The 554-nt window shown below is 58.1% G+C and carries 1 protein-coding gene; it reads left to right on the forward strand.

Annotated elements, in window-relative coordinates; genetic code table 11:
• Nucleotides 1-554 (forward strand): hypothetical protein (locus tag PDO_RS28420; RefSeq protein ID WP_007605022.1); only part of this gene is annotated, 554 nt, incomplete at both ends.

Below are 554 nucleotides of genomic sequence, written 5' to 3' on the forward strand. Positions count from 1 at the left end.
TGCCGGATGCACAGGCGGCATGCAGCATCACGGGGGCCGGGTCGGTTCAGGCTCCGCAAACGGGCGCCACGGTCGTGTGCAATGATGTCGAGCTGGACGACCCGATCGTAACACTGTCCGACGCCAACAATGTCACGATCACGTTCGGTGACGGCTTGGGCGAGGTGGATGGCAACGGTGATATCATTCCCGACACGATCGGCAGGGCACTGGTGGTATCCGGGGAAGACAGCCAAATCACGATCAATGCCGATGCATCGATCTCAAGTTATGCTGGTCCTACCGTTAGCATAATTGGAGCTCGAAACACGGTGACCATCAACGGCGGCCTGGTTTCGGCTGAGGGGGGCCGTGTTGTCAGTCTTTTTGTTGCCTTCGACAATCATGTCACGCTCAGCGGCGGTGAAATTTCTGCGACAGGCAATGGCACCCATGGCATGGAGGTGTTTAGCGGCTCCGGCAACACCGTCGAGGTCAGCGGTGGTGAGGTTTCCACTGCTGGCGACGACGCCGATGGCATCTTCAGCAATGGTGAGAGTAATACGATCACTGTG

The sequence above is a fragment of the Rhizobium sp. PDO1-076 genome, from assembly GCF_000247475.1.
Classification (GTDB): Bacteria; Pseudomonadota; Alphaproteobacteria; order Rhizobiales; family Rhizobiaceae; genus Allorhizobium.